At 56.5% G+C, this 25504-nt stretch carries 21 protein-coding genes and 1 pseudogene; 12 read left to right on the forward strand and 10 right to left on the reverse strand.

Features of this window, described 5'->3' with window-relative positions; genetic code table 11:
* Positions 1-21 precede the first annotated feature (21 nt).
* The gene (gene pgm, locus O1724_RS06990) at positions 22-1662 is read left to right on the forward strand and encodes a phosphoglucomutase (alpha-D-glucose-1,6-bisphosphate-dependent) (RefSeq protein WP_003858649.1); all 1641 of its coding nucleotides are present in this window, start codon (positions 22-24) and stop codon (positions 1660-1662) included.
* Between the two features lie 103 nt (positions 1663-1765).
* Here pgm and potE read toward each other — a convergent pair whose 3' ends face one another.
* From potE to kdpF, 9 genes and pseudogenes are all read right to left on the reverse strand, one after another.
* On the reverse strand, positions 1766-3079 hold the full coding sequence (gene potE, locus O1724_RS06995; protein WP_003858648.1) for a putrescine-ornithine antiporter: 1314 nt from the start codon (positions 3077-3079) through the stop codon (positions 1766-1768).
* Positions 3076-5275, reverse strand: a pseudogene (gene speF, locus O1724_RS07000) (ornithine decarboxylase SpeF). The gene potE and the pseudogene speF overlap by 4 nt, the downstream one beginning before the upstream one ends.
* 255 nt (positions 5276-5530) lie before the next feature.
* Positions 5531-5635 (reverse strand): leader peptide SpeFL, encoded by a 105-nt coding sequence (gene speFL, locus O1724_RS07005; protein ID WP_003858645.1) that lies wholly within the window; start codon positions 5633-5635, stop codon positions 5531-5533.
* Between the two features lie 277 nt (positions 5636-5912).
* Positions 5913-6590 carry a two-component system response regulator KdpE gene (kdpE, locus tag O1724_RS07010; RefSeq protein WP_003858643.1) on the reverse strand — a complete coding sequence of 226 codons (678 nt, stop codon included), beginning with the start codon at positions 6588-6590 and terminating at the stop codon, positions 5913-5915.
* Positions 6587-9274 (reverse strand): two-component system sensor histidine kinase KdpD, encoded by a 2688-nt coding sequence (gene kdpD, locus O1724_RS07015; protein ID WP_023324324.1) that lies wholly within the window; start codon positions 9272-9274, stop codon positions 6587-6589. Before kdpD ends, kdpE begins: the two co-directional genes overlap by 4 nt.
* A complete protein-coding gene (gene kdpC / locus O1724_RS07020; protein WP_003858641.1) occupies positions 9275-9850 on the reverse strand; it encodes a potassium-transporting ATPase subunit KdpC in 576 nt (191 codons plus the stop codon).
* 12 nt (positions 9851-9862) lie between these two features.
* A complete protein-coding gene (gene kdpB, locus O1724_RS07025; protein ID WP_022650611.1) occupies positions 9863-11911 on the reverse strand; it encodes a potassium-transporting ATPase subunit KdpB in 2049 nt (682 codons plus the stop codon).
* A gap of 18 nt (positions 11912-11929) precedes the next feature.
* Positions 11930-13609 carry a potassium-transporting ATPase subunit KdpA gene (gene kdpA / locus O1724_RS07030; RefSeq protein WP_063401314.1) on the reverse strand — a complete coding sequence of 560 codons (1680 nt, stop codon included), beginning with the start codon at positions 13607-13609 and terminating at the stop codon, positions 11930-11932.
* Positions 13609-13698: a K(+)-transporting ATPase subunit F gene (kdpF, locus tag O1724_RS07035; protein ID WP_003858638.1), complete on the reverse strand. Its 90-nt coding sequence runs from the start codon at positions 13696-13698 to the stop codon at positions 13609-13611. The genes kdpA and kdpF overlap by 1 nt, the downstream gene beginning before the upstream one ends.
* Before the next feature lie 310 nt (positions 13699-14008).
* Between kdpF and O1724_RS07040 the strand changes: the two genes are divergently transcribed.
* The 7 genes from O1724_RS07040 to nei all read left to right on the forward strand — a co-directional run bounded on the left by O1724_RS07040 (position 14009) and on the right by nei (position 20114).
* Complete coding sequence (locus O1724_RS07040) at positions 14009-14215, forward strand: YbfA family protein (RefSeq protein WP_003858637.1); 207 nt, start codon at positions 14009-14011, stop codon at positions 14213-14215.
* A 598-nt stretch (positions 14216-14813) separates the two neighbouring features.
* Entirely contained in the window at positions 14814-16226 is a 1413-nt protein-coding gene (phrB, locus tag O1724_RS07045) for a deoxyribodipyrimidine photo-lyase (protein ID WP_058656617.1), read from the forward strand.
* 10 nt (positions 16227-16236) lie between these two features.
* The gene (locus O1724_RS07050; protein WP_003858635.1) at positions 16237-16980 is read left to right on the forward strand and encodes a type 2 GTP cyclohydrolase I; all 744 of its coding nucleotides are present in this window, start codon (positions 16237-16239) and stop codon (positions 16978-16980) included.
* 14 nt (positions 16981-16994) lie between these two features.
* A complete protein-coding gene (gene pxpB, locus O1724_RS07055; RefSeq protein WP_414539666.1) occupies positions 16995-17651 on the forward strand; it encodes a 5-oxoprolinase subunit PxpB in 657 nt (218 codons plus the stop codon).
* Positions 17645-18577: a 5-oxoprolinase subunit PxpC gene (pxpC, locus tag O1724_RS07060; RefSeq protein ID WP_126296960.1), complete on the forward strand. Its 933-nt coding sequence runs from the start codon at positions 17645-17647 to the stop codon at positions 18575-18577. The genes pxpB and pxpC overlap by 7 nt, the downstream gene beginning before the upstream one ends.
* Positions 18564-19304 (forward strand): 5-oxoprolinase subunit PxpA, encoded by a 741-nt coding sequence (pxpA, locus tag O1724_RS07065; RefSeq protein WP_126296959.1) that lies wholly within the window; start codon positions 18564-18566, stop codon positions 19302-19304. Before pxpC ends, pxpA begins: the two co-directional genes overlap by 14 nt.
* 18 nt (positions 19305-19322) lie before the next feature.
* A complete protein-coding gene (gene nei, locus O1724_RS07070) occupies positions 19323-20114 on the forward strand; it encodes an endonuclease VIII (RefSeq protein ID WP_126296958.1) in 792 nt (263 codons plus the stop codon).
* A gap of 85 nt (positions 20115-20199) precedes the next feature.
* On the opposite strand, the gene O1724_RS07075 is transcribed toward nei, so the two are convergent.
* On the reverse strand, positions 20200-21483 hold the full coding sequence (locus tag O1724_RS07075; protein ID WP_003858624.1) for a citrate synthase: 1284 nt from the start codon (positions 21481-21483) through the stop codon (positions 20200-20202).
* A 639-nt stretch (positions 21484-22122) separates the two neighbouring features.
* Between O1724_RS07075 and sdhC the strand changes: the two genes are divergently transcribed.
* Genes sdhC through sdhB form a run of 4 tightly spaced genes read left to right on the forward strand, consistent with a single transcriptional unit; the run spans position 22123 to position 25366 of the window.
* Positions 22123-22527 carry a succinate dehydrogenase cytochrome b556 subunit gene (sdhC, locus tag O1724_RS07080; protein ID WP_026080740.1) on the forward strand — a complete coding sequence of 135 codons (405 nt, stop codon included), beginning with the start codon at positions 22123-22125 and terminating at the stop codon, positions 22525-22527.
* Entirely contained in the window at positions 22521-22868 is a 348-nt protein-coding gene (sdhD, locus tag O1724_RS07085; protein WP_003858621.1) for a succinate dehydrogenase membrane anchor subunit, read from the forward strand. Before sdhC ends, sdhD begins: the two co-directional genes overlap by 7 nt.
* A complete protein-coding gene (sdhA, locus tag O1724_RS07090) occupies positions 22868-24634 on the forward strand; it encodes a succinate dehydrogenase flavoprotein subunit (protein WP_022650618.1) in 1767 nt (588 codons plus the stop codon). Before sdhD ends, sdhA begins: the two co-directional genes overlap by 1 nt.
* 15 nt (positions 24635-24649) lie before the next feature.
* Entirely contained in the window at positions 24650-25366 is a 717-nt protein-coding gene (gene sdhB, locus O1724_RS07095) for a succinate dehydrogenase iron-sulfur subunit SdhB (RefSeq protein WP_003858617.1), read from the forward strand.
* Positions 25367-25504 lie beyond the last annotated feature (138 nt).

The raw sequence follows: 25504 nt of genomic DNA on the forward strand, positions 1-25504 counted from the left end.
TTGCATCAGAAGGACCAGGCAATGGCAAATCACAGCCGTGCAGGACAACCTGCGCAACAACGCGATTTGATTAACGTCGCTCAACTGACCGCGCAGTACTACGTGCTGAAACCGGTGGTGGGCAACGCAGAACACGCAGTGAAGTTTGGTACATCTGGCCACCGCGGCAGCGCGGCGCGCCACAGCTTTAACGAACCGCACATTCTGGCCATTGCTCAGGCCATCGCGGAAGAGCGCGCCAAAAATGGCGTCACCGGTCCGTGCTATGTAGGGAAAGATACCCACGCCCTGTCTGAACCTGCTTTTATCTCCGTGCTGGAAGTGCTGGCGGCGAACGGCGTAGACGTGATTGTTCAGGAGAACAACGGTTTCACGCCAACGCCTGCGGTGTCTAACGCTATTCTGGTACACAACAAAAAAGGTGGCGCGCAGGCTGACGGCATTGTGATCACCCCGTCCCACAACCCACCGGAAGATGGCGGCATCAAGTACAACCCACCAAACGGTGGCCCGGCGGATACCAACGTCACGAAAGTGGTGGAAGATCGCGCCAACGCGTTACTGGCTAACGGTCTGAACGGCGTGAAGCGTATCTCACTGGATGAAGCCATGGCCTCCGGCCACGTGAAAGAGCAGGATCTGGTTCAGCCGTTCGTGGAAGGGCTGGCGGATATCGTCGATATGGCCGCTATCCAGAAAGCCGGTCTGAAGCTGGGCGTGGATCCACTGGGCGGCTCCGGTATTGAATACTGGAAACGCATTGCCGAGCACTACAAGCTGGATCTGACCATCGTGAACGATCACGTCGATCAGACCTTCCGCTTTATGCACCTGGACAAAGACGGCGCGATCCGTATGGACTGCTCCTCCGAATGCGCAATGGCTGGCCTGCTGGCGCTGCGCGACAAGTTCGATCTGGCGTTTGCTAACGACCCGGACTACGACCGTCACGGTATCGTCACCCCGGCTGGGCTGATGAACCCGAACCACTACCTGGCTGTGGCCATTAATTATCTCTTCCAGCACCGTCCGCAGTGGGGCAAAGAGGTCGCGGTGGGTAAAACGCTGGTCTCTTCCGCCATGATTGACCGTGTGGTCGATGCGCTGGGCCGCAAGCTGGTGGAAGTGCCGGTGGGCTTCAAGTGGTTTGTTGACGGTCTGCACGACGGCAGCTTCGGCTTTGGCGGTGAAGAGAGCGCGGGGGCATCCTTCCTGCGCTTCGACGGCACCCCATGGTCAACCGATAAAGACGGCATCATCATGTGCCTGCTGGCGGCGGAAATCACCGCGGTCACCGGTAAGAACCCGCAGGAACATTACAACGAGCTGGCGGAACGTTTTGGTGCGCCAAGCTATAACCGTATCCAGGCTGGCGCCACGTCTGCGCAAAAAGCAGCTCTGTCAAAACTCTCTCCGGAGATGGTCAGCGCCAGCACCCTGGCAGGTGACCCGATCACCGCGCGTCTGACGGCGGCACCGGGTAACGGCGCATCCATCGGCGGCCTGAAGGTGATGACCGAAAACGGCTGGTTCGCCGCGCGTCCATCCGGTACGGAAGATGCGTACAAAATCTATTGCGAAAGCTTCCTCGGCGCTGAGCATCGTCAGCAGATTGAGAAAGAAGCGGTAGAGATTGTCAGCGAAGTGCTGAAAAACGCGTAAGTGGTGTTTGGTGCGGGCTGATGCCCTCACCCCGGCCCTCTCGCACGGGGAGAGGGAGAAAACACTAAAAACGGCAACCTCAGGGTTGCCGTTTTGCTTTTACCTAACTGTGCTTGTTCTTCAATTCAAATCTCGGCGACACCAGACCGTACAGCGTCCAGCCCATAAAGGTCACCATCGCACCATACAGCATCGCTTCCTGGCCGGAGGAATAGAGCGCATAGAAGCTGTAAATTGCGCCAATCAGCGCCACAATATTGGCCGCACGGGCTTTGCGCGGATCAACCTTCGCCACCTTCTGAATAATCACCAGCGCCGCCATCGACAAAATGTACGGAATGATGTTCGTCACCACCGCCAGGTTGACCAGCACGTTAAACTGGCTGTTCAGTGACGGGCTGATGGTCATCAGCGACAAACCACTCTGGAAGATGACAATCGCCAGCATCCCTTGCACTGGCGCATCCGCTTTGGTCACGCGGGAGAAGATTTTCGGGAAATAGCCTTCGTCAGCCGAGGATTTAAACACCTGAGCGATGGTGAACTGCCAGCCCAGCAGCGAGCCGCAGCAGGACATCACCATCAGTCCCATGATCACTTTCCCTACCTCCGGCGTAAACATCTGCGCAAACGCCAGCCCGAACGGCGCCGTGGAGTTGGCCAGATCCATGTTGGGCACAATTCCCGCAATCACGTTGGTCGAGACGATATAGATCACCGCCGCCCCCAGCGTCCCGCCGAGTACCGCGATCGGCACATTTTTCTCCGGGTTTTCCACCACTTCCGCATTCGCACAGGCTGACTCCAGCCCGAGGAAGGCCCACAGCGTCATGGCGATGGACGATCCCACGGCAGTGAAGAACGGTACGTGATGCGGATTCCAGGAGTTGGCGTACAGGGTCGGGCTGAACCAGAACCAGCCGATGATGCACAGGCCGACAACCGGGATGATCACGCCCCAGACGGTAATGCTGCTAAGTTGTCCGGTGATGCGCGCGCCGCCAAAGTTGGCGACGGTACAGATCCACAGCACGCCGATGGTTGCCAGCCCAATCTGCACCGGGGTCAGCGTCGCCCCAAACAGCTCCGTACCGTAACCGACAGCGGAAATGGCAATCGCCACGTTGGCGATCAGCAGCGACACGCCGTAGGTATAGTTCGCCATAAAGTTACCGGACTTACCGAACGCATATTCGGCATAGCCACCCATCCCGCCGGACTTGCGGCTGAACATTCCGCACTTGGCAAAGGCCCATGCCAGCGCCATCGAACCCACGGCGGTAACAAGCCAGGAGATAATCGAAATCGTCCCCACTTCAGCGAGCTTGGTGGGCAGCATGATGATCCCCGAACCCATCATATTCACCATGGTGAGAATAGTGAGTTGCACCACGCCCATCTTGTTGGCCTTACTCATAATTTTTCTCCTTTCAGCAGCGATGGCTGAGCGGCAGGTTGTTTGATGACGTAGCAGCGCACCTGTTTGCGACCGTCACACTCCTCGACGTAAACCCCCTGTAACTCCGGCGCAAAGCCCGGCAGCAGATTGATCCCGTCTTCCAGCGCGGCGAAGTAGCGCAGCACGGAACCGCCCCAGACTTCCCCCGGAACCACGCACAACACCCCCGGTGGGTAAGGCAGCGCGCCTTCCGCGGCGATACGGCCTTCCGCGTCGCGCAGGGACACCAGCTCGACCTCACCGCGCAGATAGGCATAGTTCGCCTCCTGCGGGTTCATCATGACGCGCGGGAAGTGAGACCTGCGGAACATCTCTTTTTGCAGCTGCTTCACGTTATGGCGGGCATAGAGGTCGTGCATCTCCTGACAAATCTGACGCAGGGTATAATCCGCATAACGTTCCGGATGTTGCTTATAAAGAGAGGGCAGAACCTCTTTCAGCGGCACATCGCTCTGGAGCAGTTTTTCGAAGCGCACCAGCTGGGCGACGAGCTGCTGCAATTTGCCCATGTCCTCCGCCGGGGTGAGCAGGAACAGAATGGAATTGAGGTCGCATTTTTTCCGGCACGATGCCGTTTTCACGCAGGAAGTTGGCGAGGATGGTGGCGGGCACGCCGAAATCATCGTACTCGCCGGTGCGGGCGTTGATGCCTGGCGTGGTCAGCAGCAGTTTGCAGGGATCGATAAAATACTGATGCTCGGCATATCCCTCAAAGGCGTGCCAGCGTTCGCCCGGAACAAAATGGAAGAAGCGCAGATCGGTAGCAATCTCTGCCGTATCCCAGCTTTCCCATGGACGGCCATCCACCGTCTCTGGCACGAACGGACGAATAAACTGACAGTTCTGAAGGATCAGTTTTCGCGCTTCGATACCGGTCACCACGCAGTCCATCCACATGTTGCGCCCACTTTGCCCCTCGTGCATGCGGGCGTTGATATCCAGGGCGGCAAACAGCGGATAGAACGGGCTGGTGGAGGCGTGCATCATAAAGGCGTTGTTGAGGCGCTTATGCGGGACATAGCGCGCCTGGCCTTTTATATGGCTGTCCTTCTTATGGATTTGCGAGGTTTGCGAGAAGCCCGCCTGCTGCTTATGCACCGACTGGGTAACCAGAATGCCTGGATCGTTTTCGTTCAGCTCCAGCAGCAGCGGTGAGCAGTCGGCCATCATCGGGATAAACTGCTCGTAACCCACCCAGGCGGAGTCAAACAGAATGTAATCGCACAGGTGACCAATCTTATCCACCACCTGACGGGCGTTATAAATGGTACCGTCGTAGGTGCCCAGCTGGATCACCGCCAGACGGAAGGGACGTTCATCCCGCGCGCGACCAGGCGCGACCTCTGACACCAGTTCCCGCAGGTAACTCTCGTCGAAACAGTGTGCGTCAATACCGCCGATAAACCCGTACGGGTTGCGCGCCGTTTCCAGATACACCGGCGTCGCGCCTGCCTGTAACAGTGCTCCGTGGTGATTAGATTTATGGTTATTGCGATCGAACAGCACCAGATCGCCTGGCGTGAGGAGGGCATTGAGCACCACTTTGTTGGAAGAGGAGGTGCCGTTCAGCACGAAGTAGGTTTTATCCGCATTAAAGACTTTTGCCGCATGCTGTTGGGCGATGCATGGCGCGCCTTCATGGATCAGCAGATCGCCCATTGCCACGTCGGCATTGCACAGATCGGCGCGGAAAAGCGTTTCGCCAAAGAAATCGACAAACTGGTTTCCGGCCGGATGGCGGCGGAAGAACTGGCCTCCCTGATGTCCGGGGCAGTCAAACGCACTGTTCCCCTGCTGGATGTAATCGACCAGCGCGCGGAAGAACGGCGGGCGGAGCTGGGTTTCGTACTTCTGCGCAGCCGCTTCAAGCTGGCGTCCGTAGTACGCATTGCTGGTATCGGAGTACTCAAAAACGCCGTGAATACGCGACAGAAATTCAGCCGGAACCCTTTCTTCTTTATGCGTGGCAATAAACACCGGAATACCGAATCCCGTGGCTTCTATTTCTTCTATGGCGCCATTGAAAATATCGCTGACGGCCAGAACCACGGCTGCCACATCAATATAATCCGATGCGGTGATATCCACAATGTCGCGCGAAGTGGTAAAGCATTCAGGGCAGGCACGGCTGACGGCAATTTTTAACGTTTTCATCTTTATCTCTTTATTTCAGGCAATATGGGGCCCTCGACTTCTTGCGGTAAAGAAATCGATTATTTCCGGAAAAAAAAGCAAAGCGTGTCCGCTGATACGAAATCAGTTAATTGCTTTTTTGCTGAGTAGAATTCAGTCCGCCCGGTTGCGGAGAATCTGAATCACAAGGAATGAGCGCAGGTGTTCACAGGCAACAGCCTGTAAAATAGCGTTTTTCAGGATGACCTGTAAGCAGATGCGCCAGAAGTCGAAGGACTACCGGGCGTTAAAGAGATGAAAGTCAAAACAGTTTCGGTGGGCAAACATCATGATATGTGTTGTCCGCCTTATATGGGGCATTAAACGATTATTGTTTTCCATGTTCAGTTTCCTTTCAGTAATTGAAAGCATGGTCATTTTATCCAGGGAAAAGGGATTAACTGTGAAACAGATCACCAATAACCGATCATTTCAGAAATAATTAGTCGTTTTGAGTGAATAACACAGATCAAAATGCTGTTTTGTTGGTTCGGTGTTAAATGGATGTTTTAATTGTGTTTAAGGAGGGCGAATATAGCCGTGAAAATAATCTCATCGTTATTTTCATGGCTATATTCAGGCTGGTAAGTTTTTATTTAAAATTAAAGTGAATGCTTATTCAGATCATAAACCGATATCCGATACCGGTTTCTGTTAATAAATGACGAGGACGCGCGGGATCGGCTTCAAGCTTCTGGCGAAGGTGTCCCATATAAATGCGTAAATAGTGACTATGCTCGACAGCATTCGGCCCCCAGACCTGGCTTAACAGCTGTCGCTGCGTTAACACTTTACCATGGTTATTGAGCAGCACGGCCAGCAGACGAAACTCAATAGGCGTAAGGTGGATCTCTTCTTCTCCTCTTACGATGCGGCGTGCAGCAAGATCGACGCGGATATCGCCAAAGGCGTACACCGGATCAGAAGGGGAGGTGGCACTGTGTCGACGCAGCGCCACACGAAGCCGGGCCTGTAACTCGCCAATGCCAAACGGTTTGATCAGATAATCATCCGCTCCGGCATCCAGCGCGGCGATTTTATCCGTCTCTTCGGTGCGGGCAGAGAGCACCAGAATAGGCATCTGGCTCCACTGACGCACCTCACGAATAAAATCGATGCCGTCGCCATCCGGAAGTCCCAGATCCAGGATAACCAGATCTGGCTTGCGGGTCGCGGCTTCAATCAACCCTCGTTGAAGCGTTCCGGCTTCATGAACGCGCAAACCGTCGCCTTCCAGCGCGGTACGCAGAAATCGGCTGATAGCGAGCTCATCTTCAACAATCAGAACGTTAATCACAAATCCTCTGGTAATTCATCAAGTTCTGGTGGGCTTTCCAGAGGAAGTGTAACACAAAAGCGTGCCCCACCTTCCGGGCGGTTCTCTGCGGAAATGGTGCCGCCATGCACGTCGACAATCGCCTGGCAGATCGCCAGCCCCAGCCCAACGCCAGGAATGGCGGATTCCTTATTACCGCGCGCAAATTTTTCGAATATGGCGCGCTCCTGACCGGCCGGAATACCCGGCCCGTTATCCCAGACGTCGAGCCGCAGCACACGTTTATCCACCCTGGCAGCAATCCCCAGCCGGGCCTTTGCCCCGGCGTATTTAGCGGCATTTTCCAGAAGATTAATCAGCACGCGCTCAAACAGCGGGCCATCCACATGGATTAACGTCAGGGGTTCCGGCATGTCCAGCTCAATATGGCGCCCGCCGAGACCCGGCTCCAGCATCTTCAGCGCACTGCCGACAACCTCCTCAAGGGTGAGCCACTCTTTTTTGAGGTTAAACCCGCCGGACTGAATGCGCGCCATGTCCAGCAGGTTGTTCACCAGGCGCGTGGTATTCAGCACGTGCTGGCGAATTTCGCTGGCCTGCATCGCGTGCTTTGATCCTTCCGCCGCCAGATCCAGCGTCAGAATTTCGGACTGGCCAAACAGCACGGTAAGCGGCGTGCGCAAATCGTGAGACAGCGCTGCCAGCAGCGAGTTGCGAATACTTTCGCGCTCGCTTGCCAGCCGCGCCTGCTCTTCGCTGGCGGTGAGCGCCAGCCGTTCAAGGGCGCTGGCGACCAGCAGGGTGAAGGTTTCAAGCAGGCGCTGCTGCTCGGGGATCATCAGCTGACGCAGGTTAGACGGCTCGACGATGACCAGCCCGTGATTTTTATCCGCGCTGCGCAGCGGCAGGATCTGGTAAGGCACGCCGGGCAGCGTGTCGGTGCCGGCGCCGGCAGGTAAACCCTTATCGAAACTCCAGCGGGCAATCGCTTCATCCCAGGGCGTCATCCCCGAAGGGGAGGTCAGCGGGCGAAGGCGCCCTTGTTCGTCGGGGAGCAAAATCAGGTTACTGGCATGAAAGGTCGAACGGATAAACTGCTCGCTGGTCTGCACGATATCTCGCTGCGTGCGGCCAACCGCCAGCGATTTTGACATTTCATACAGATGGCGCGTGCGCTGCTCGCGATAGCGGGCAATGCGTGCCTGGTAGCGCACGCCTGCCGTCAGATTCCCGATCACCAGCCCGACGGTAAGCATCACGGCAAAGGTCAGAATGTACTGCACGTCCGAGACAGCAAGCGTCCCGCGCGGAGCAATAAAGAAGAGATCGAAGCTGATGACGTTGATCACCGTCGCCAGCACCGACGGCCAGCGGCCATAAAAGAGCGCGACCACAACGACGCCGAGCAGATAAATCATGACCAGATTGGCGGCGTCGAAGGCGATGAGCCACTGGCTGGCAATCACCGTAATCAGGGCGCAGAGGACCACGGCCACCATGCAGCCCCGGATCTGAATGCGCCATTTATCGCCAAAGGTGCGAGCGTCCGGCGTACGGTTGGGCAGGGGGGCGGGCTTGTCATCCAGCGCGACGATGACTAAATCAAGATCCGGCGCGCGGCGGGCCAGCCTGTCGGCAAAAGATTCGCGGCTAAACCAGCGGCGGTGCTGGCGACGTCCAATGACAATCTTGCCCAGGTTGTGCTCCCGCGCGTAGCGCAGAATGGCTTTATCTTCCTGCGGATCGGAAAGGGTTGCGGTTTCGGCGCCCAGCTCCTGCGCCAGCCGCAGCGCGCTCAAAATGGCGCGGCGCTGATTTTCCGGCAGGCCATGCAGCTGCGGCGTTTCGACGTAGACCGCGTGCCAGACGCTGCCAAACTTCGCTGCAAGCCGGGCGGCGGTGCGAACCAGTTTTTCGTTGCCGCTGCCGTGACCAATGCATAACAGAATGGCGTCCCGCGTGTGCCAGACGCGCTCTTGTCCCTGTAGGTCTCGCCAGGCGCGCATCTGGTCATCAACGCGATCGGCGGTGCGGCGCAGGGCCAGCTCGCGCAGGGCAATCAGGTTTCCTTTGCGGAAAAAATGTTCGATGGCGCGTTCGGCCTGGCCGGCAATATACACTTTGCCTTCATGCAGGCGCTGGCGCAGATCGTCCGGCGGCAGGTCAACCAGTACGACTTCATCGGCAGAATCAAAAAACGGATCGGGGACGGTTTCCCGCACCTGGATACCGGTTACGCCGCTCACCACGTCGTTCAGGCTTTCCAGATGCTGAACATTCACCGTGGTGAAGACGTCAATGCCTGCCTCAAGCAGCTCCTCAACATCCTGCCAGCGCTTCGGATGGCGGGAGCCTGGCGCATTGCTGTGCGCCAGTTCGTCCATCAGGATCAGGGCAGGGCGGCGGGCAAGGGCGGCATCAAGATCAAACTCCGTGACCAGCCGCCCGCGATGGCTGATACGCTGGGGCGGCTGCGTCGCCAGCCCCGTCAGCAGCGCAGCCGTCTCTTTGCGACCGTGGGTTTCCACCACGCCGATGAGAATATCAAGCCCTTGCGCCCGAAGCCGCTGGGCTTCCATCAGCATGGCGAAGGTTTTCCCGACACCCGCGCAGGCGCCGAAAAAAATTTTCAGCTTGCCACGGTGGGCTTCAGCCGTCTGTTCAAGCAGCCTGTCCGGATCCGGGCGCATGGGCTCGTCGGTCATTTAATTCTTCCTTAGCGCATCCAGCGCCAGATTCAGCTCAACAATGTTCACTACCGGCATGCCGATGAAGCTGACCAGCGGCTTTTGCGTATGTTCTGCAACCAGCTGGCTCACCTGCTCGACGGTCAGCTGACGGGCGGCGGCCACGCGTGGGATCTGCCAGACCACCGCGTCCGGCGTCAGGCTGTAATCCAGCCCGCTCGCGGAGGCGGTGACCAGCTCAACCGGCACCTCACGGCTGGCCTGCGGATTCGCAGCGCGCAGGGCGGCAACGCGTTCAGCAATGGCTTTGTCCAGGTCAGGGTTACTGCCCGCCAGATTGCTGCCGCCGGAGGCCATTGGATTATACGGGCTTTCCGCAGTGGCGGAAGGGCGTCCCTGGAAGTAGCGTGGGTCCGTAAAGTTCTGCCCAATCAGACGCGAGCCGCGGTTTTCACCGTTCTGGATAATCAGCGAGCCGTTGGCCTGATCCTGAAACCACCACTGGCCCAGCGCGGTAGTCATCAGCGGGTAAAGCCCGCCGGTAATCAGAGACAGCAGAATAAACAACAGTATAGCGGGACGTAACATCGTCATTGGATCCACCTTTTAAACCAGCCCGAACAGCGTTAACAGCATGTCGATAACCTTGATCCCAATAAAGGGCACCACTAGCCCACCCAGACCGTAAATCCACAGGTTACGGCGCAGCATGGCGGCGGCCGTCAGCGGCTTATAGCTCACCCCTTTCAGCGCCAGCGGAATAAGAAAGACAATAATCAGCGCATTGAAGATCACCGCGCTCAGAATGGCCGAGGCCGGAGAGTGCAGGTGCATCACGTTCAGGGCATTTAGCTGCGGGTAGGTTGCCGCAAACGCCGCCGGAATGATGGCGAAATACTTTGCCACGTCGTTGGCGATACTGAACGTGGTCAGCGAGCCGCGCGTCATCAGCATCTGTTTCCCGATGTGCACCACCTCGATCAGCTTGGTCGGGTTCGAGTCGAGATCCACCATGTTGCCCGCCTCTTTTGCCGCCTGGGTACCGGAGTTCATTGCCACCGCCACGTCGGCCTGCGCCAGCGCCGGGGCGTCGTTGGTGCCGTCGCCGGTCATCGCCACCAGACGACCTTCCGCCTGATACTGGCGAATGAGCGCCAGCTTCGCTTCCGGCGTCGCTTCGGAAAGGAAATCATCCACGCCCGCTTCGGCGGCAATGGCCGCCGCAGTCAGACGGTTATCCCCGGTGATCATCACCGTTTTAATGCCCATCTTACGCATCTGGGCGAAACGCTCTTTTATACCGCCTTTAACGATATCCTTCAGAGCGATCACCCCCAGAACGCTTGCACCTTCCGCCACCACCAGCGGGGTTGCCCCCTGACGCGCCACGCTTTCCACCAGATGGTCGACTTCCGGGGGGAAGTGTCCATTATTGGCTTCAATATGACGGCGAATGGCATCAACGGACCCTTTACGGATCATCCGGTCCTGAATGTTAATGCCGCTCATGCGGGTTTGCGCCGTGAAGGGAACGAACGTGGCGTGCAGGCTTTGTACGTCGCGCTGACGCAGGTTAAAGCGCTGCTTGGCGAGGATCACGATACTGCGGCCTTCCGGCGTTTCATCAGCCAGCGAGGAAAGCTGCGCCGCGTCAGCCAGCGTTTTTTCATCCACGCCGGGAGCAGGTAAAAAGTCAGAGGCCTGACGATTGCCCAGGGTGATGGTCCCGGTTTTATCCAGCAGCAGAACGTCTACGTCCCCCGCCGCTTCAACGGCGCGTCCGCTGGTGGCGATGACGTTCGCGCCCAGCATCCGGCTCATCCCCGCCACGCCAATCGCGGAAAGCAGGCCACCAATAGTGGTGGGGATCAGACAGACCAGCAGGGCGATCAGTACGGTGATGCTGACCGCTGTACCGCCGTAGGCGGAGAAGGGCCACAGGGTCGCCGTTGCCAGCAGGAAGACAATGGTGAGCGCCACCAGCAGAATGGTCAGGGCGATCTCGTTCGGCGTTTTACGACGCTGTGCGCCTTCCACCATGGCGATCATCCGGTCGAGAAAGGTTTCGCCCGGGTTAACGCTGCACTGGATCACCAGCCAGTCGGAAAGAATGCGCGTTCCGCCGGTAACTGAGGCGAAATCTCCGCCCGACTCACGGATCACCGGTGCGGATTCCCCGGTAATGGCGCTTTCGTCTACCGACGCGCCGCCCTCAATCACTTCCCCGTCGCAGGGGATGATGTCGCCGGCTTCCACCAGCACCACGTCACCTTTACGCAGTTCATCCGCCGGTACGTGGTCCATCTGCGCGCCGTATTTAGGTTCGCGTAATTTGCGCGCAAAGGCGGTTTTTTTGACCCCTTTCAGACTGTTGGCCTGCGCTTTACTGCGGCCTTCCGCCAGCGCTTCGGCGAAGTTGGCGAACAGCACGGTAAACCACAGCCACAGGCTGATGGCGCCGGTAAAGGTTGCATTCCCCAAAAGGTGTCCCGTTCCCATGGCAATCGCCAGTACGGTGGTGAGTAAACTTCCAGTCCAGACAATAAACATCACCGGGTTGTGCCACTGGACGCGCGGGCTCAGTTTTTTTACCGCATCCATGAGGGCCTGACGAACTAAGGTCGGTTCGAGCAGGGCCAGTTGTTTACGACTCATGAAAAATTCTCCGCAAAATCAGCGTAAAGAGAGATATTCCGCAACCGGGCCTAACGCGAGGGCGGGGATAAAGGTCAGGGCACCTACCAGCAGAACGGTGCCAATCAGCAGGCCGACGAACAGCGCGCCGTGAGTCGGTAACGTACCGGTGGTGGTCGGCTGGATCTTCTTATTCACCAGTGTTCCGGCGATCGCCATGACGGGAATAATCACGCCGAAACGACCGACGAACATGCAGAACGCCAGCAGACAGTTCCAGAACGGTGAGTTGGCGCTTAACCCTGCAAAGGCGCTGCCGTTGTTGTTTGCGGCAGACGAAACGGCGTAAAGCACTTCGCTAAAGCCGTGAATGCCCGGGTTAAAGATGCCGCTGCGCCCGGCGTCGGTCATCAGCGCCAGCGCGGTACCGAGCAGCACAAGGGCGGGGGTGACCAGGATCGCCAGCGCGGTTAATTTCATTTCGCGGACGTCGATTTTTTTGCCGAGATATTCCGGCGTGCGGCCGATCATCAGCCCGGCGATAAACACGGCGAGCAGGACGAACAACAGCATGCCGTACAGCCCCGAACCGACCCCACCGAAAACTACCTCGCCAATCTGCATCAGCCACATCGGGATCATGCCGCCGAGCGCGGTGAAAGAGTCATGCATGGCGTTCACCGCCCCGCAGGAGGCCGCCGTGGTGACCACCGCATAGAGGCTGCTGGCAAGAATGCCGAAGCGGCTCTCTTTGCCTTCCAGGTTGATATTGCTGTTAGCCCCCAGCTGCATGAAGTGGCTGTTGCCGTTCCATTCGGCCCACATCACCAGTGCTACGCAGACCACGAAGATTAACGACATGGCCCACAGCAGCGTACGGCCCTGGCGGCGATCGTTAACTACATCGCCAAAGGCGAAGCAGAGCGCGGTGGGGATCAGGAAGATCGTCAGCATCTGTACAAAATTGGTTAACGCCGTTGGGTTTTCAAACGGATGCGATGAATTGGCGTTGAAGAAGCCGCCCCCATTGGTGCCCAGCATCTTGATTGCTTCCTGCGACGCCACCGGCCCCATTGGCAGGAGTTCCCTGGCCCCTTCAAGCGAGGTGAAAGGGGTATAAGGCAGCAGGTTTTGCAGAGTGCCTTGCTGAATAAAGAACAGGGCAATAATCAGCGCAACAGGCACCAGGATCCAAAGGGTGATGCGTGTGACATCAACCCAGGCGTTGCCGAGAGTGCTGACATTCTGACGGGCAAACGCGCGCGTCAGGGCGAAGATCACCGCGATACCGCTGGCCGCAGAAAGAAAGTTCTGCACGGTTAACCCGGCCATCTGGCTGAAGTAGCTGAGCGTGGTTTCACCGGCGTAAGACTGCCAGTTGGTGTTGGTGACAAAGCTGACCGCCGTGTTCAGTGCCAGATGCCAGGATAACCCCGGTAAATGCTGCGGGTTCAACGGCAGACTGCCCTGGAGTATTAGCAGCGTAAAGAGGGCAATAAGCCCCACGATATTCAGAAGCAGTATCGCCATCAGGTATTGGCGCCAGTTCATTTCCCGGTCGCTGATACCTGAAATGCGCCAGAGCACATTTTCAATATTTCGCGTGCCCGGCAATGGCACGTTGTTTATCAGCCGCGCCAGCGCTGTTCCCAGCGGCCTGGCGAACACAAACAGTACCAGTAAAAAGCTGGCAATAAGCAAAAACGCCTGAGCAGCCATCAGAATGCCTCCGCATTAATCAGGGCATAAATCAGATAACCCAATAACAGGAACACCAGCACGATGCCGGCAATCAGACCTGCACTCACACTCCACCTCCGGGTGACTTTTGTTGTTGTACAAACGGTAGGATTTGTGGCGCAAAGATTTCGCAAAAATCAGAAGGGCAGGTGTAAAAAAAGTATAAAAAAGCGAAAAGCCACAATTTAACTATTGGTAAGTAAATCGTTAACTTTTTTGTAACTTAATTACAGGCATGAATGTAAATATTCACGAAATGGATGAAAATAAGTGGTCGGATGAGTAGTAAAATTACAAACAAAGCGGTATTATTTTAACCAGGTCACAGATTTCACATTTTCCGGAGACGGTTTCCGGCCAACTACAGGGGAGAAAAATATGGATCTTTATAAAGAGTTTCCGGCTCATATCATTTTCATGCGTCGCACTTTCGCCGTTGTGGCTGGCGTGCTGGCCCTGCCGGTGATGTTGTTCTGGAAAGATCGCGCACGTTTCTACAGTTACCTGCATCGCGTCTGGGCGAAAACCAGCGAGAAGCCGGTGTGGATGGATCAGGCCGAGAAAGCAACCTGCGATTTCTACTGATACGGTGTGACATCGTAGCCATAAAAAAACCGCCTACAGCAAAGTGGCGGTTTTTTTGTCCCTCGGGATTCGCGGTCCGTTGGGTAATCTTGCAGCCCCTACCCGGGATTTTTATCATACCCTTCTTTAAAAAGTTCGCAATCCACTTCACCTTTATAAATTCCTAATTTTACTGAAATAACTTACTTTTGGCGTTGGTGTTAATTATGATGCCACGTCCCTTTCCGCCATCTCGCAAATGGGCATCGGTCCTGGGAAAGGTGTATCCATAGCCGTAAAGCAGCCCACCTACCCGGGCTTGTGTCCACCGATTTATCACCGGTGGTGATAGGTGGAGCGGTTAGCAGCAGGGACCGCATAGTGAAACGCTATTTATGCATTGCGTTCACTGTCGCCAGCGCACTCGTTGTAAAGAGTGATAAACCGGATGTGTTTATTGCCTTTACCCCGATAGTGCAGGACAAGTAGCGTTAAGGCCGCCTCGGGCGGCCTTTTTTATTTCATCCCGTCTACACTTCATGGCAAAGTAGTTCAATGCATGCCTTTTTCCTTTTACGGCATGCCCTTACGGACATAATGGACAATTGCCAGGAGTTTTATGCCCACCCATCTGGTTTGGTTTCGCGCGGATTTACGCATTCACGACAACTTCGCTCTCGCGGCGGCCTGCCGCGCTAAAGACGCGAATGTGCTGGCCCTGTTTATCGCCACGCCTGAACAGTGGCGGCAGCATGACATGGCGCCCCGGCAAGCGGCACTGCTCAGCGCGTATCTGAATGACCTGCAACATTCACTGGCCGAAAAAGGCATTCCGCTGATCTATAAAGAGGCCCATGATTTTGCCGCTCAGCGTCAGACGGTGCAGGCAATCTGCCAGCAGTACGCAGTAACGCATCTTTATTACAACTATCAGTATGAATTCAACGAGCAGCAGCGGGATCGTCAGCTGGAGAAATCCCTCGCGGGCGTGGTCTGTGAAGGCTTTGATGACAGCGTGATGCTCGCGCCTGGCAGCGTAATGACCGGCAGTCACGAGATGTATAAAGTTTTCACGCCGTTTAAAAATGCCTTTATCAAACGCCTGAAAGAGGGACTACCTGAGTGCGTTACCGCCCCGTCCGTGAGAGGGGAAACGATAACGGATCTGCCGGCGATCAGGCTGAATTATCCCCAGCAGTCGTTCGATGAAACAGTGTTCCCCGCCAGCGAGAAAGCGGCTATCGCCCGGTTGCGTCAGTTCTGCGCGCAGGGGGCGGTTGAGTACGAGGCGCGTCGGGATTTTCCAGCGATTGAAGGCACCAGCCGCTTGTCGGCCTGTCTAGCGCTGGGCGCGCTCTCTCCGCGCCAGTGTTTACATCGCCTGCTGGCGGAACAGCCTCAGGCGTTAGACGGGGGGGCGGGCGCAGTGTGGCTGAACGAACTGATCTGGCGTGAGTTCTATCGCCATCTGATGACGTATCATCCTGATTTGTGTAAACATCGGCCCTTTATTCGTTGGACCGAACAGGTACAGTGGCAGTCGAATGAGAATCTGCTTAAGGCATGGCAGCATGGGCTTACCGGCTTTCCGATTGTTGATGCGGCTATGCGGCAGCTCAATGAAACCGGGTGGATGCATAACCGTCTGCGTATGATTACCGCCAGCTTCCTGGTGAAGGATCTGCTTATCGACTGGCGAACCGGAGAGCGTTATTTTATCTCTCAGCTGATCGATGGCGATCTGGCGGCGAATAACGGCGGCTGGCAGTGGGCGGCCTCCACCGGAACGGATGCGGCTCCCTATTTTCGGATCTTCAATCCGACCACGCAGGGACAACGATTTGACGCCGACGGCGAGTTTATCCGCCGCTGGCTGCCTGAGCTTAAGGATGTCCCGGCCAAAGCCATTCATGAACCCTGGGTATGGGCGGATAAACAGCGTGTTACCCTGAACTATCCCCGTCCCATTGTCGACCATAAACAGGCGCGCGTCGCCACGCTGGCGGCGTACGAAGCCGCCCGAAAAGTTTGAGAGAATGATGATGAAAAACAGTGAACTGGAACGCCTGATTAACGAAAAACTCAACACGGCTTCGTTTAGCGACTACGGCCCGAATGGCTTGCAGGTGGAGGGGCGCGAGACGGTGCAAAAAATCATCACCGGCGTGACGGCAAGCCAGGCGCTGCTGGATGAGGCGGTGCGTCAGGAAGCCGATGCGGTGATTGTCCACCACGGTTATTTCTGGAAAAACGAATCACCGATTATTCGCGGCATGAAGCGCAACCGACTCAAAACGCTGCTGGCGAATGACATCAACCTGTACGGCTATCACCTGCCGCTCGATGCGCATCCTGAGCTGGGGAACAACGTTCAGCTTGCGCAACTGCTGGGGATTACCGTGATGGGTGAAATTGAACCCCTGGTGCCGTGGGGCGAACTGTCGATGCCAGTTCCGGGTCTGGAGCTGGCTTCGTGGATCGAAGCGCGCCTGGGGCGTCGTCCGCTGTGGTGCGGCGACACCGGGCCGGATACCGTGAAGCGCGTGGCATGGTGCACCGGCGGCGGCCAGGGCTTTATTGACAGCGCGGCGCGTTTTGGTGTCGACGCCTTCATTACCGGCGAAGTCTCCGAGCAGACTATCCACTCAGCCCGTGAACAAGGCCTGCATTTTTACGCGGCGGGCCATCACGCCACCGAGCGTGGCGGCATCCGCGCCCTCAGCGAGTGGCTGACGGAAAATACCGATCTGGATGTGACGTTTATTGATATCCCTAATCCGGCCTGATGAGAGGTAGTTAAGTGCAGCGAGCGCGTTGTTATCTTCTGGGTGAAACCGCAGTGGTTCTGGAACTTGAGCCTCCGGTGACGCTTGCTACGCAAAAGCGTATCTGGCGTCTGGCTCAGCGACTGCCCGAGCTACCCGGCGTGGTTGAAGCTATTCCGGGTATGAATAATATCACCGTGGTGCTGCGTGATCCGCACACGGGGGCGCTGGATGCCATTGAGCGTCTGCAACGCTGGTGGGAGGAGAGCGAGGCGCTGGAGCCGGAATCGCGGACGATTGAGATCCCGGTTGTCTATGGCGGCAAGGGAGGCCCCGACCTTGGCGTGGTGGCCGAGCACTGTGGATTAACGGAGAAGCAGGTTGTGGAACTGCATAGCTCAGTCGACTATGTTGTCTGGTTTTTGGGATTTCAGCCGGGTTTCCCCTATCTGGGCGGGTTATCGCCCCAGCTGCATACGCCGCGCCGGGCTGAGCCGCGCCTGAGCGTACCGGCGGGCAGCGTGGCGATTGGTGGCGAGCAAACTGGAATTTATCCGCTCGCTTCACCGGGAGGCTGGCAGCTGATTGGGCACACGTCCACGCCGTTATTTGAACCAAGCCAGGACGCGCCCATACTCCTGCGGCCGGGGGATACGCTGCGCTTTATCCCACAGAAGGAGGGAGTATGTTAACGCTTATTCGCGCAGGGCTTTACACCTCGGTACAGGATGCCGGGCGTTTTGGGCTGCGTCAGTCGGGCGTGAGCTACTGCGGTGCGCTCGATCGCCCTTCGCTGGAGATTGCCAACCTGCTGGTAGGTAACGCAGGCAGCACGGCGGCGTTAGAAATTACGCTGGGTCAGTGCGTGATTGAGTTTGGTCAGGAAACCTGGTTTGCCTTAACCGGCGCGGGCTGTGACGCGACGCTGGACGGCAAAGCGGTGTGGACCGGCTGGCGCCTGCGGGCGAAGGCCGGGCAGCGTCTGACGCTCAAGCGTCCTCTGCACGGCGTGCGTAGCTATCTTGCGGTAGCGGGGGGGATCGACGTGCCGGAGGTGCTGGGCTCATCCAGCACCGACCAGAAAGCGGGAATGGGCGGCCATGAAGGACGGCTGCTGCGTGACGGCGATCGTCTGCGGATAAAGACCTCAACGCGCCATTTCACCACCACGCAGGGCGTGAAACAGCTGCTGTGGAGGAACGTGATCCGCGCCTTACCAGGACCGGAATACCAGGAGTTTGATGAAGCCGCGAAAGAGTCTTTCTGGCGCTCGCCGTGGAAGATCAGCCCGCATAGTAACCGCATGGGTTACCGGCTTCAGGGACAGCCGCTGACCCGCACAACTGACCGGGAGCTGCTTTCCCATGGTCTGTTGCCGGGGGTCATTCAGGTGCCAGGCAACGGACAGCCCATTGTACTGATGAACGATGCGCAAACCACGGGAGGATATCCGCGTATTGCCTGCATTATCGAAGCCGATCGCTACCATCTGGCGCAAATTCCTCTCGGTCAGCCAATTCATTTTGTGCAGTGTTCGCTGGAGGAGGCACTGAAAGCCCGGCAGGATCAGCAGCGTTATCTCGAACAGCTGGCGTGGAGGCTCGATGGTAAAGATTGATTTAAACGCCGATCTGGGGGAGGGCAGCAACGCCGATGCGGCGCTGATGACGCTGGTCTCCTCGGTGAATATCGCCTGCGGGTTTCATGCCGGCGATGCGCAGACCATGCTGGCGAGCGTGCGCAATGCCATGAAAAACGGCGTGGCGATTGGCGCTCACCCCAGCTTTCCCGACCGGGAAAACTTTGGTCGCACAGCGATGGATCTGCCGCCTGAGACGGTTTACGCGCAAATGCTCTACCAGATCGGCGCGCTGGAGGCGATAGTGCGCGCTGAGAATGGCGTGTTGCGCCACGTCAAGCCGCACGGCATGCTCTATAACCAGGCGGCGAAAGATCCGGTGTTGGCGGATGCCATTGCCCGTGCGGTGCGGGACTGTAATCCGCAACTGATTCTGGTAGGCCTGGCGGGCAGCGAGCTTATTCGTGCCGGAGAACGGCTGGGGCTGACTACGCGGCAGGAAATGTTTGCCGATCGGGGATACCTGCCGGACGGTAGCCTTGTTCCGCGTACGCAGGCCGGTGCGCTGATCACCGACGAAGGTAAAGCACTGGCGCAGACGCTGGAGATGGTGCGCTTCGGGCGAGTAACCTCAACGGAGGGGACAACGGCAAACGTTCAGGCTGATACGGTGTGCTTACACGGTGACGGCGAGCATGCGCTCCAGTTTGCGCGACGCCTGCGGGCGGCGTTCTCGGAAGAGGGCATTGTTGTCAGCGCAGAATAATCATGAAAGGACAATAACATGCCAGAAGGTCCGGAGATCCGCCGCGCGGCGGATAGCCTGGAGGCGGCGATAAAGGGCAAACCTCTGACACACGTCTGGTTGGCCTTTCCTCAACTCAAACCGTTTGAAGCGCAGCTGGTGGGACAGACGGTGACCCACATTGAAACGCGCGGCAAAGCGTTACTCACCCACTTTTCCCATAACCTGACGTTATATAGCCATAATCAGCTTTACGGTGTCTGGCGGGTGGTGGAGGCGGACGAGCAGCCGCAAACGACCCGCGTGCTGCGAGTGCGGCTACAAACGGCGGATAAGGCGATCCTGCTCTACAGCGCCTCTGATATCGAAATGTTAACGCCGGAGCAGTTGCTCACGCACCCGTTCTTACAGCGGGTTGGGCCGGACGTGCTGGATATGCGCCTGACGGCGAGCGATGTGAAGGCCCGGCTGCTATCGCCCACATTTCGCAACCGGCAGTTTTCCGGCCTGTTCCTTGACCAGGCCTTTCTCGCCGGGCTTGGCAACTACCTGCGGGTGGAGATCCTCTGGGAAGTCGGGCTGGCACCGCAGCACAAAGCGTCGCAGCTAAGCGATGAAAAGCTGGAGGCGCTGTCCCACGCGCTGCTGGACATCCCGCGGCTGTCGTACAACACGCGTGGCATCGTAGATGAAAACAAGCACCACGGGGCGCTGTTCCGGTTCAAGGTGTTTCATCGGGCGGGGAAGAAGTGCGAGCGGTGCGGCGGGATTATCGACAGGATTATGCTCTCTTCGAGACCCTTTTACTGGTGTCCACATTGTCAAAAATAAAAAAGCCGGGTGGCGGCTACGCCTTACCCGGCCTACGTTTCGCATTTGTAGGCCCGGTAAGCGGTAGCGCCACCGGGCTTAACTTTTAGCGCTTCAGGTCAGACTTAAAATCACGCTGCTCGTAGCCGGTATACAGCTGACGAGGACGGGCGATTTTCATGCCTTCGCTGTGCATTTCGTTCCAGTGCGCAATCCAGCCCACGGTACGCGCCATGGCGAAGATCACGGTGAACATGGAAGACGGAATGCCCATCGCTTTCAGAATAATGCCAGAGTAGAAATCGACGTTCGGGTAGAGTTTCTTCTCGATGAAGTACGGGTCGTTCAGCGCGATGTGTTCCAGCTCCATCGCCACTTCCAGCAGATCATCTTTGGTGCCCAGCTCTTTCAGCACTTCGTGGCAGGTCTCACGCATGACGGTCGCGCGAGGGTCGTAGTTTTTGTAAACACGATGACCGAAGCCCATCAGACGGAAGGAGTCATTCTTGTCTTTCGCGCGGCGAACGAACTCAGGAATATGCTCAACGGAGCTGATCTCTTCCAACATCTTCAGTGCTGCTTCGTTCGCGCCGCCGTGCGCCGGTCCCCACAGGGAGGCGATACCCGCAGCGATACAGGCGAACGGGTTCGCGCCGGAAGAGCCTGCGGTACGGACGGTAGAGGTCGAGGCGTTCTGTTCGTGGTCAGCGTGCAGGATCAGAATACGGTCCATCGCGCGTTCCAGCACCGGGTTCACTTCATACTCTTCGCACGGCGTGGAGAACATCATGCGCAGGAAGTTACCCGCGTAGGAGAGGTCGTTGCGTGGATACACAAACGGCTGACCGATAGAGTATTTGTAACACATCGCCGCCATGGTAGGCATTTTGGAGAGCAGACGGAACGCCGCGATATCACGGTGACGTGGGTTATTCACGTCCAGAGAATCGTGGTAGAACGCCGCCAGCGCACCGGTAATACCGCACATAACCGCCATCGGATGAGAGTCACGACGGAACGCATGGAACAGACGGGTAATCTGCTCATGGATCATGGTGTGACGGGTCACGGTGGTTTTAAATTCATCGTATTGAGCCTGCGTCGGTTTTTCGCCGTTCAGCAGGATGTAGCACACTTCCAGATAGTTGGATTCGGTGGCTAACTGATCGATGGGGAAGCCGCGATGGAGCAGGATACCTTCGTCACCGTCAATGTAGGTGATTTTGGATTCGCAAGATGCGGTGGAGGTGAATCCAGGGTCAAAGGTGAATACCCCTTTGGAACCCAGCGTACGGATATCAATAACATCCTGACCGAGCGTGCCTTTTAGCACATCCAGTTCAATAGCATCATCACCATTTAGGGTGAGTTTTGCCTTTGTATCAGCCATTTACGGTCTCCTTAGCGCCTTATGCTTAAGACTGCGCTTTACCGGATTTGCTTTCAGCTGTTAATCATCGTTACCAGATTGTTATTTGGCTTACCGCTCAGCTCACGAGGAGAAACCAGGGTACAGAGCTATGGCGCCTTGCAGGTAAACGAATGAAATATCAGTGAAACAACAGCAAATCAGCGTTTTTGCAGTCCGAATTATTCAAACCTGTATATCACTAATAACTGTCCTGATAACTTCGGTCAATACCATCACACTGTTACATAACTATTTGTCAGGTGAAAGAGAGACCTCATAACTTTTGCGCATTATATGCCTTTTCTGATGACGTTTGTAACAATATTGTTTAACATTTGTCAAATCAGATGATTAAAATTTAAAAAGATGTTGTTATCGTGACCCCGATCACTGTTCCAGAGAAAACCCAACAAACTGTATGTAGGTTAATTGTAATGATTTTGTGAACGGCCTATACTGCCGCCAGGTCTCCGGAACACCCTGCAATCCCGAGCCACCCAGCGTTGTAACGTGTCGTTTTAGCATTTGGAAGCAATGTTTTGCATGACGCGCAGTTATAGAAAAGGAACGCTGTCTGACCCGCATCGCAGTCCGGAGGAAGGAAACAATAAGAACAGCATGTGGGCGTTATTCATGATAAGAAATGTGAAAAAACAAAGACCTGTCAATCTGGATCTCAAAACGATCCGATTCCCTGTAACAGCAATAGCGTCCATTCTGCACCGTGTTTCTGGTGTGATTACGTTTGTGGCGGTCGGTATCTTGCTGTGGTTACTGGGAACCAGCCTCTCATCCCCTGAAGGATTCCTCCAGGCCTCAGCCATCATGAACAGCTTCTTCGTGAAATTTATCATGTGGGGCATTCTGACCGCGCTGGCCTATCACGTGGTTGGTGGCGTTCGCCATATGCTGATGGACTTTGGCTACCTGGAAGAGACGTTCGAGGCCGGTAAACGTACCGCTAACATTTCATTTGTGATCACTGTCGTGCTTTCACTTCTCGCAGGAGTTCTCGTATGGTAAGCAACGCCTCCGCATTAGGACGCAACGGCGTACATGACTTCATCCTGGTCCGTGCTACCGCCATCGTTCTCACCCTTTACATCATCTATATGATCGGTTTCTTCGCGACCAGCGGGACGCTGACGTGGGAAATCTGGAGTGGTTTCTTCGGATCGGCCTTCACCAAAGTGTTCACCCTGCTGGCCCTGTTCTCCATCCTTATTCATGCCTGGATTGGCATGTGGCAGGTGTTGACCGATTACGTTAAACCGCTGGCGATTCGCCTTCCGCTGCAACTGATTATTGTTGTTGCTCTGCTGGTTTACGTCATTTATGGATTTGTTGTGGTGTGGGGTGTGTAATGAAACTGCCAGTCAGAGAATTTGATGCTGTTGTGATTGGTGCGGGTGGCGCAGGTATGCGCGCCGCACTGCAAATTTCCCAGAGCGGCCAGACCTGTGCGCTGCTCTCTAAAGTATTCCCGACCCGTTCCCACACAGTGTCTGCGCAGGGCGGTATCACCGTTGCGCTGGGTAATTCCCATGAAGATAACTGGGAATGGCACATGTACGATACGGTAAAAGGTTCCGATTACATCGGTGACCAGGATGCCATCGAATATATGTGTAAAACCGGCCCGGAAGCGATTCTGGAGCTGGACCACATGGGTCTGCCGTTCTCCCGTCTGGAAAATGGCACCATCTATCAGCGTCCGTTTGGCGGCCAGTCGAAAAACTTCGGCGGCGAGCAGGCGGCACGTACCGCAGCGGCGGCTGACCGTACCGGCCACGCGCTGCTGCACACGTTATATCAGCAGAACCTGAAAAACCACACCACCATCTTCTCCGAGTGGTATGCGCTGGATCTGGTGAAAAACGCCGATGGCGCCGTGGTGGGTTGTACCGCCCTGTGCATCGAAACTGGTGAAGTGGTCTACTTCAAAGCCCGCGCTACGGTGCTGGCGACCGGCGGTGCAGGCCGTATTTACCAGTCCACCACCAACGCCCACATCAACACCGGTGATGGTGTCGGTATGGCTATCCGCGCGGGCGTGCCGGTCCAGGACATGGAGATGTGGCAGTTCCACCCAACCGGTATCGCCGGGGCGGGCGTACTGGTGACAGAAGGCTGCCGTGGTGAAGGTGGCTACCTGCTGAACAAACATGGCGAGCGCTTCATGGAGCGTTATGCGCCAAACGCGAAAGACCTGGCGGGCCGTGACGTGGTGGCGCGTTCCATCATGATCGAAATTCGTGAAGGCCGCGGCTGTGACGGCCCTTGGGGTCCACACGCGAAGCTGAAACTCGACCATCTGGGTAAAGAAGTGCTGGAATCCCGTCTGCCGGGCATTCTGGAGCTGTCCCGCACCTTCGCGCACGTCGACCCGGTGAAAGAGCCAATTCCGGTTATCCCAACCTGTCACTACATGATGGGCGGTATTCCGACCAAAGTGACCGGTCAGGCGCTGACCGTGAACGAGCAGGGCGAAGACGTGGTCATTCCTGGCCTGTTCGCGGTGGGCGAAATTGCCTGCGTATCCGTACACGGCGCAAACCGTCTGGGCGGCAACTCCCTGCTGGACCTGGTGGTGTTTGGTCGTGCAGTGGGTCTGCATCTGCAGGAATCCATTGCCGAGCAGGGCGCGCTGCGTGACGCGACCGACGACGAAATTGATGCCTCTCTTGAGCGTCTCAACCGCTGGAACGGCAACCGTAACGGCGAAGATCCGGTGGAAATCCGTAAAGCGCTGCAGGAATGCATGCAGCACAACTTCTCGGTATTCCGTGAAGGCGACGCGATGGCCAAAGGTCTTGAGCAGCTGAAAGCGATCCGCGAGCGTCTGAAAAATGCCCGTCTGGACGACACCTCCAGCGAGTTCAACACCCAGCGCGTTGAGTGCCTTGAGCTGGATAACCTGATGGAAACCGCGTTCGCGACCGCGATGTCGGCAAACTTCCGTACCGAAAGCCGTGGCGCGCATAGCCGCTTCGACTTCCCGGAACGTGATGACGAAAACTGGCTGTGCCATTCCCTGTATCTGCCAGAGTCGGAAACCATGACGCGTCGTAGCGTCAACATGGAACCGAAACTGCGTCCGGCGTTCCCGCCGAAGATTCGTACTTACTAATGCGGAGACAGGATAATGAAACTCGAATTCTCAGTTTATCGTTATAACCCGGATGTAGACGATGCTCCGCGTATGCAGGATTACACCCTCGAAGCGGAAGAAGGTCGCGACATGATGCTGCTGGATGCCTTAATCCAGCTGAAAGAGAAAGATCCTACGCTGTCGTTCCGCCGCTCCTGCCGTGAAGGGGTGTGTGGTTCTGACGGTGTGAACATGAACGGCAAAAATGGCCTGGCCTGCATCACGCCAATTTCTGCGCTAAACCGCCCTGGCCAGAAAATTGTTATCCGTCCTCTGCCTGGCCTGCCGGTCGTGCGTGATTTGGTGGTGGACATGGGGCAATTCTATGCACAATATGAGAAGATTAAGCCTTACTTATTGAATAATGGGCAAAATCCACCCGCTCGCGAGCACTTACAGTCTCCTGAGCAGCGTGAAAAACTCGATGGGTTGTACGAGTGTATTCTCTGTGCATGCTGTTCAACGTCATGCCCGTCGTTCTGGTGGAATCCGGATAAATTTATCGGCCCTGCGGGTCTGCTGGCTGCCTATCGCTTCCTGATCGACAGCCGCGATACCGAAACCGAGAATCGTCTGGAAGGGCTAAGTGACGCTTTCAGCGTATTCCGCTGCCATAGCATCATGAACTGCGTCAGTGTGTGTCCTAAGGGGCTGAACCCAACGCGCGCCATCGGCCATATTAAGTCGATGTTGTTGCAGCGCAGTGCGTAAGTAGTGAGAGGGGAGCGCTGTTCCCCTCACCCTAACCCTCTCCCAAAGGGAGAGGGGACAGATTGCAGAAACCTTTAAAAACTGCCCTGAAGTTTAGACAGTTTCTAAAGGTTCCTTCGCGGGCCAAATGAAAAGAGC

The organism is Enterobacter cloacae complex sp. HYC074_NIDB, assembly GCF_056673345.1.

Coding starts and splice junctions, on each gene's coding strand:
- pgm (WP_003858649.1), top strand. CDS start 22: ATGGCAAATCACAGCCGTGCAGGACAACCTGCGCAACAACGCGATTTG.
- sdhB (WP_003858617.1), top strand. CDS start 24,650: ATGAAACTCGAATTCTCAGTTTATCGTTATAACCCGGATGTAGACGAT.
- O1724_RS07040 (WP_003858637.1), top strand. CDS start 14,009: ATGGATCTTTATAAAGAGTTTCCGGCTCATATCATTTTCATGCGTCGC.
- kdpC (WP_003858641.1), bottom strand. CDS start 9,850: ATGACGATGTTACGTCCCGCTATACTGTTGTTTATTCTGCTGTCTCTG.
- pxpA (WP_126296959.1), top strand. CDS start 18,564: ATGGTAAAGATTGATTTAAACGCCGATCTGGGGGAGGGCAGCAACGCC.
- speFL (WP_003858645.1), bottom strand. CDS start 5,635: ATGGAAAACAATAATCGTTTAATGCCCCATATAAGGCGGACAACACAT.
- O1724_RS07075 (WP_003858624.1), bottom strand. CDS start 21,483: ATGGCTGATACAAAGGCAAAACTCACCCTAAATGGTGATGATGCTATT.
- pxpC (WP_126296960.1), top strand. CDS start 17,645: ATGTTAACGCTTATTCGCGCAGGGCTTTACACCTCGGTACAGGATGCC.
- nei (WP_126296958.1), top strand. CDS start 19,323: ATGCCAGAAGGTCCGGAGATCCGCCGCGCGGCGGATAGCCTGGAGGCG.
- sdhD (WP_003858621.1), top strand. CDS start 22,521: ATGGTAAGCAACGCCTCCGCATTAGGACGCAACGGCGTACATGACTTC.
- phrB (WP_058656617.1), top strand. CDS start 14,814: ATGCCCACCCATCTGGTTTGGTTTCGCGCGGATTTACGCATTCACGAC.
- O1724_RS07050 (WP_003858635.1), top strand. CDS start 16,237: ATGAAAAACAGTGAACTGGAACGCCTGATTAACGAAAAACTCAACACG.
- potE (WP_003858648.1), bottom strand. CDS start 3,079: ATGAGTAAGGCCAACAAGATGGGCGTGGTGCAACTCACTATTCTCACC.
- sdhA (WP_022650618.1), top strand. CDS start 22,868: ATGAAACTGCCAGTCAGAGAATTTGATGCTGTTGTGATTGGTGCGGGT.
- kdpB (WP_022650611.1), bottom strand. CDS start 11,911: ATGAGTCGTAAACAACTGGCCCTGCTCGAACCGACCTTAGTTCGTCAG.
- kdpA (WP_063401314.1), bottom strand. CDS start 13,609: ATGGCTGCTCAGGCGTTTTTGCTTATTGCCAGCTTTTTACTGGTACTG.
- sdhC (WP_026080740.1), top strand. CDS start 22,123: ATGTGGGCGTTATTCATGATAAGAAATGTGAAAAAACAAAGACCTGTC.
- kdpD (WP_023324324.1), bottom strand. CDS start 9,274: ATGACCGACGAGCCCATGCGCCCGGATCCGGACAGGCTGCTTGAACAG.